This is a genomic window from Modestobacter sp. KNN46-3 (genome assembly GCF_011039295.1).
In genome coordinates, this window is the sequence record NZ_JAAKGN010000233.1 from 1 (window position 1) to 5,448 (window position 5,448).

At 75.2% G+C, this 5,448-nt stretch carries 4 protein-coding genes, 1 tRNA gene, 1 other RNA gene and 1 pseudogene; 4 read left to right on the top strand and 3 right to left on the bottom strand.

Annotated features, from left to right (window positions below; genetic code table 11):
• Both G5C62_RS25365 and G5C62_RS25370 read right to left on the bottom strand, forming a co-directional pair.
• A partial coding sequence (locus G5C62_RS25365) for a serine/threonine-protein kinase (protein ID WP_206330862.1) occupies window positions 1-1,569 on the bottom strand: 1,569 nt, incomplete at its 3' end.
• Window positions 1,570-1,600: 31 nt separating this feature from the next.
• The gene (locus G5C62_RS25370) at window positions 1,601-1,948 is read right to left on the bottom strand and encodes a hypothetical protein (protein ID WP_036336815.1); all 348 of its coding nucleotides are present in this window, start codon (window positions 1,946-1,948) and stop codon (window positions 1,601-1,603) included.
• 139 nt (window positions 1,949-2,087) lie between these two features.
• Here G5C62_RS25370 and G5C62_RS25375 point away from each other — a divergent pair.
• A tRNA-Ser gene (locus G5C62_RS25375) sits at window positions 2,088-2,172 on the top strand.
• Window positions 2,173-2,238: 66 nt separating this feature from the next.
• On the opposite strand, the pseudogene G5C62_RS25380 reads toward G5C62_RS25375, so the two are convergent.
• Window positions 2,239-3,084, bottom strand: a pseudogene (locus G5C62_RS25380) (EamA family transporter); the annotation flags it as partial.
• Between the two features lie 71 nt (window positions 3,085-3,155).
• Here G5C62_RS25380 and ffs point away from each other — a divergent pair.
• The 3 genes from ffs to G5C62_RS25395 all read left to right on the top strand — a co-directional run.
• Window positions 3,156-3,251, top strand: an RNA gene (ffs, locus tag G5C62_RS25385) — signal recognition particle sRNA small type.
• A gap of 75 nt (window positions 3,252-3,326) precedes the next feature.
• Complete coding sequence (locus G5C62_RS25390) at window positions 3,327-3,995, top strand: YceI family protein (protein WP_164703196.1); 669 nt, start codon at window positions 3,327-3,329, stop codon at window positions 3,993-3,995.
• A gap of 81 nt (window positions 3,996-4,076) precedes the next feature.
• Window positions 4,077-5,448 (top strand): DNA polymerase III subunit gamma and tau (locus G5C62_RS25395; RefSeq protein ID WP_164703197.1); only part of this gene is annotated, 1,372 nt, incomplete at its 3' end.

Below are 5,448 nucleotides of genomic sequence, written 5' to 3' on the forward strand. Positions count from 1 at the left end.
AGCGTCCGTCGCGGGCCGTTGTGGGAGCAGGACGGGTCGCTCGCCGCCTCGATGCCGGTGACCTTCCCCGGGCGCGACGGCAGCGTCAGCGCAGAGCAGCACGAGATCACCCTGGTCCGGGGGGACGGTCGGGGTCTCCGACGGGGTCGCCGGCTCCTCCTCGGTCGCCGGCGCGGGCTCGGAGGACGACGGTGCCGACGGTGAGGTGTCGGCTGTCGCCGACGGCGCATCGCCGTCGTCCTCCCGGGCGTTGAGCCAGACCGCGCCGAGCGTGCCGGACAGGGCGAGGAGCACCACCGCGACGGCGGCGACCACGCGGGACCGGCGACGACCGCGGCGCGGCGCGGGGGCAGACGAGGCAGGCCGGTCGGCTGCAGGTGCCGCGCCGGCCACCGGTGTGGCGCTGCCGGCCCCCGGGCCGGCGGTGGCCTCGGGCTGATCGCCCGTCTCCGCGGGCGGCGCCGCGTCGGCCGGGAGCGCCGACCGGGCGGCGGGCGCCCCTGCGGCGGACGCGGCGGTCGGGGAGTCGGGGTCGGCGGACCCTGTCTTGAGGGAGTCGGGGCCGGGGGACCCGGTGGTGACGGAGTCAGGGTCGGGGGAGTCGGTGGTGGGGGTCTGAACGGCGGCGGGTTCGCCCGTCGGGCCGGTCGGCTCCGCGGCGGACACCGGTCGCAGGTCGGCGAGCGTCGGCAGCAGCGGCGTGCGCGCGGTGAGCACCTCGGTGATGTCGCCGTCCCGGCCGGCGGCCAGCTTGGCCAGCTGGTCGCGCACCTGCGACATCGTGGGCCGCTTCGCCGGGTCGTTGTCCAGCATCCGCCGGAGCGGCCGGGTGAGCGCCCCGGCGTTCCGCGGGCGGTTCACGTTCCCGCCGGCGACCCGGTGGAGCATCTCCAGCGGGTTCTCCGTCATCCCGAACGGCGGGGTCCCCTCCAGGCAGGCGTGCAGCGTCGCACCCAGGGAGAAGACGTCGCTGGCCTCCCGGGGCTCCTGTCCGCGGGCGACCTCGGGGGCCAGGTAGGCCGGCGTCCCCTTGACCACGCCGGTCTGGGTCAGCGAGACGTCCCCACGGGCCCGGGAGATGCCGAAGTCGGTGATCTTCACCAGGCCGGCGCTGCGCGGCCCCTCGCCGATCAGGATGTTGCCCGGCTTCACGTCCCGGTGGACCACGCCGGCGGCGTGCGTGGCCACCAGCGCATCAGCGACCTGGGCGCCGATCTGGGCCACCTGCTGCACCGGCAACGTGCCCCGCTGGGCCAGCACGCTCGCCAGGCTCTGGGAGGGCAGGTACTCCATGACCAGCCACGGCGTCCCGCCGTCGTCGACCATGTCGTAGACGGCGACGGCGTGCGGATGGGTCAGCCGGGCGGCGATCCGCCCCTCGCGCATCGCCGCCTCGCGGTGCCCGGCGGTCGCCTCCGGGTCGCTGCCGAGCGGGATGAGCACCTGCTTGACCGCGACGTCCCGGCCCAGCAGCTCGTCACGAGCCAGCCAGACCGCACCCATCGCCCCGCCACCGAGCCGGGAGCGCAGCAGGTAGCGCCCGGCCACCCGGGCGCCCGGCGCCGTCACCCCAGCCCTGCTCGTACCCGGCCTACCCGCGTCAGGCGGAGACCGGGGCCCCGTACCGGCGCGCGTACTCGGTCTGGGCACCCTCGGGCAGCGCGTCGTAGAGGTCGGCCAGCTGGTCGACCGAGCTCTGCGGCAGCTCGTCGAACAGCTGTCGCCAGCTCGGTGGCTCGTCGTGGCTGCGGGTCAGCAGCAGCTCCCACGCCCGGGTCTGCCGCTCGCGCTGCGCCCGCCCGGCGACCAGGCCGGAGAGGTACTGGTCCTTGGCGGCGTCCTTCTCGGCGCGGGTGGCGTCGGGCGGGAGGTTGCTGGGGTCGGTCTCCTCCAGTGCGGTGACGATCGCCGCGACCACGTGGGGGCGTACCTGTTCAGCGCTGCTCATGTCGGTCCTCCCGGTGTCCGGTCCGTGCGGCGGTCGCCGTCCCGTAGATCACTCAACCACTCTCCGGCCCCGCTGGCCGCTCGGGTGGAGGGGAGCGGCTGACCGCCGCGGACCCGACCGGTACAGTGGCCCGCGCACTGGAGGATTCGCCTAGTGGCCTATGGCGCTCGCTTGGAAAGCGGGTTGGGTGCAAGCCCTCGGGAGTTCGAATCTCCCATCCTCCGCAGGTAGAGCGCCGTCACGGCGCCGAGCATGAGCGCACCCCCGACCAGTGCGGTCGGGGCGAGCCGCTCCCCGAGCACCGCGGCCGCCAGCGCGGTCGCGGTCAGCGGCTCCAGCAGGGTCACGATCGAGGCGACCGCGGCCGGCACGGCCCGCACCCCGGTGAAGAACAGCCCGTACGCCAGCGCGGTCGGCACCAGCCCGAGGTACACCAGCAGCGCCAGCCCCAGCGGGTCGGCGGTGAGGTCGAGCCCGGCGGCCAGCGCCACCGGCGTCAGCAGCACGGCGCCCACCGTGAAGCCCACCGTCGTCGTCGGCACCCCGGCCGGGGCGCCGGCCGACAGCAGCACGACGGCGGCGTAGGCGACCGCGCAGCCGACTGCGGCCAGCGCGCCCAGCACGACCGCGTCCCCGCCGTCGCCGCCCGCGGAGACCCCCACGAGCAGCACCAGCCCCGCCAGCGCGACGACCAGGGCGGCCCCCGTCGCCCGGTCGGGGCGGCCCTGCCCCAGCGCGGCGGCGCCCACGGCGACCAGCAGCGGCGCCAGGCCCAGCGCGACCAGCGTCGCGATGCTCACCCCCGCCGTGGCCACGGCGGCGAAGTAGGCGGCCTGGTAGGCCGCCAGCCCCGCGCCGACGCCGGCCAGCCGCCAGCGCAGCGACCGGGACCACGCGACGGGCTGGACGGCGGACCGCGGCGCGCGGCGCCGACCGAGCAGGTGGACGGCGAGCAGCGCGGCGGCGCCGATGGCCATCCGGTGCCAGGCGACGTCCAGCGGGTCGAGGTCGGTGCGGTCGGCGACCAGGTCACCGCTGATGCCCGCGGTCCCCCAGCAGAGGGCAGCGAGGACGACGAGCACGAAGCCCCGGGCGGACGGGGAGGCCGGGCCGGGCTGAGGGGTGTGCCCGGTCATGCGGCGGGAGCGTACGGGGGTGCCGGCGGGCGGGTGCGGCGTCCGGCGCCGCCGCGTCCTCTACAGTGGACGTCGACCCCTCGTGCGGCGTCACCCTGTGAACCTCCCCAGGGCCGGAAGGCAGCAAGGATAAGCGGGCTCTGGCGGGTGTGCGGGGGGTCCTTTCTCTTCTCCCGACGGTTCCCAGGCTCCTCCCAGGTCCGTGCGCTGCAATGCACTCACCTTCGAGCGGGGGAGTGGCCATGCCCAGTCGTCGCACCTGGTGGATCACCGGCGGGGCCGTGGCGGTCGTCGCCACAGCGGCCATCGGCGGGCCGTTGATCGTCGCCGCTGTCGCAGAGGACGCACCCCCAGCGGAGACGGTCCAGGCGCAGCCCGAGGAGGTCGAGCTCGCGGCCGACACCGACGGCACCTGGACCATCGCGCCGAGCTCCACCGCGGGCTACCGCGTGGACGAGGTGCTCAACGGCGCCGACGTCACCGTGGCCGGCGTGACCGACCAGGTCACCGGCACCGTCGTCGTCTCCGACGGGGACCTCGCCGACGCCGACGTGACCGTGGACGTCGCCTCGATCACCACCGACAGCGGCCGCCGTGACTCCTACTTCCGGGACAACGTGATGGACGTCGACGCGAACCCCACCGCGACCTTCTCCGTCATCGAGGTGGCCGACCTCCCGGAGGTCACCGGCACCCCGGTCACCGTGCCGGTCACCGGCGAGCTGACCCTGGCCGGCGTGACCCAGCAGGTGCAGACCGAGATCTCCGTGGTCCGCACCGCCGAGGGCATCGACGTCTCCGGCTCCGTGCCGGTGACCTTCGACGACTACGGGATCGACCCACCGAACCTGGGCTTCGTCCGGGTCGAGGACCAGGGCGCGGTCGAGTTCCTCCTGCACTTGGCCCGGTGACGTCGCGTCGGCCTCGTCCAGCGGCTCACCGCGAGCTCGCGAGTGGTGAGGGGGACGAGGTCCGTTGAGTAACCTCGCCTCGTGGCTCTGGCGCTCTACCGCAAGTACCGTCCGGCGACCTTCGCCGAGGTGGTCGGGCAGGAGCACGTCACCGCACCCCTGATGAACGCCGTGGACGGCGGGCGGATCAACCACGCCTACCTGTTCAGCGGGCCGCGGGGCTGTGGGAAGACGTCGTCGGCGCGGATCCTGGCGCGCTCGCTCAACTGCGAGCAGGGGCCCACCTCGACCCCCTGCGGCGTGTGCGGCTCGTGCATCGCGCTTGCCCCCGACGGCCCCGGCTCGATCGACGTCATGGAGATCGACGCGGCCAGCCACGGTGGTGTCGACGACGCCCGCGACCTGCGCGAGAAGGCGTTCTTCGCCCCGGTGCACAGCCGCTACAAGGTCTACATCGTCGACGAGGCGCACATGGTGAGCTCGCAGGGCTTCAACGCCCTGCTCAAGGTGGTCGAGGAGCCGCCGGAGTTCCTGGTCTTCGTCTTCGCCACCACCGAGCCGGAGAAGGTCCTCCCGACCATCCGCTCGCGCACCCACCACTACCCGTTCCGGCTGGTGCCGCCCAGCACGCTCCGCGGCCTGCTGGAGAAGACGTGCGCGGCCGAGGGCGTCACCGTGGAGCCGACGGTGTTCCCGCTGGTGGTCCGGGCCGGCGGCGGCTCGGTGCGCGACTCGCTGTCGATCCTCGACCAGCTGCTGGCCGGCGCCGGCCCCGAGGGGGTCACCTACCGGTCGGCCGTCGGCCTGCTCGGTGTCACCGACGAGGCGCTGCTCGACGAGGCCGTCGACGCGCTGGCCGCCTCCGACGCGCCGGGCGTCTTCCAGGCCGTCGACCGGGTGGTGGAGGCCGGGCACGACCCCCGCCGGTTCGCCACCGACCTGCTGGACCGGCTGCGTGACCTCATCGTGCTGGACGCCGTGCCCGAGGCCGGCGGCAACGGCCTGCTCGACAGCCCGCCCGACCGGCTCGACGTGATGAGCCGGCAGGCCCAGGCGCTGGGTGCCGCCACGTTGTCCCGGCTGGCCGACACCGTGCACGAGGGCCTCACCGAGATGCGCGGGACGACGGCTCCCCGGCTGCTGCTGGAGCTGGTCTGCGCCCGGATGCTGCTGCCCGGGGTCGACGGCTCGGCCACGGCCACCCTGCAGCGCCTGGAGCGGCTGGAGCGGCGGATGTCGATCGCCGGCGAGCACGCCGGCCGCCCCGAGGCGGCGGCCGTGCCGGCGCCGGTGCGCGAGCCCGCCCGGCCGGCTCCGGCGCAGGCCCCGCCGGCCTCGGGCACGGCGTCCAGCACGATGAGGTCACGCAGCCGGTCCAGCAGGTCGGTGGCGAACCGGCGGGGGTCGTGCCCGGCCTCCACCACCCGGTCGACGGCCTGGAAGACGCCCGGCG

Bases quoted from the DNA above. Each gene is read 5' to 3' on its own strand.
- G5C62_RS25370 (WP_036336815.1), bottom strand. From the start codon at position 1,948: ATGAGCAGCGCTGAACAGGTACGCCCCCACGTGGTCGCGGCGATCGTC.
- G5C62_RS25390 (WP_164703196.1), top strand. From the start codon at position 3,327: ATGCCCAGTCGTCGCACCTGGTGGATCACCGGCGGGGCCGTGGCGGTC.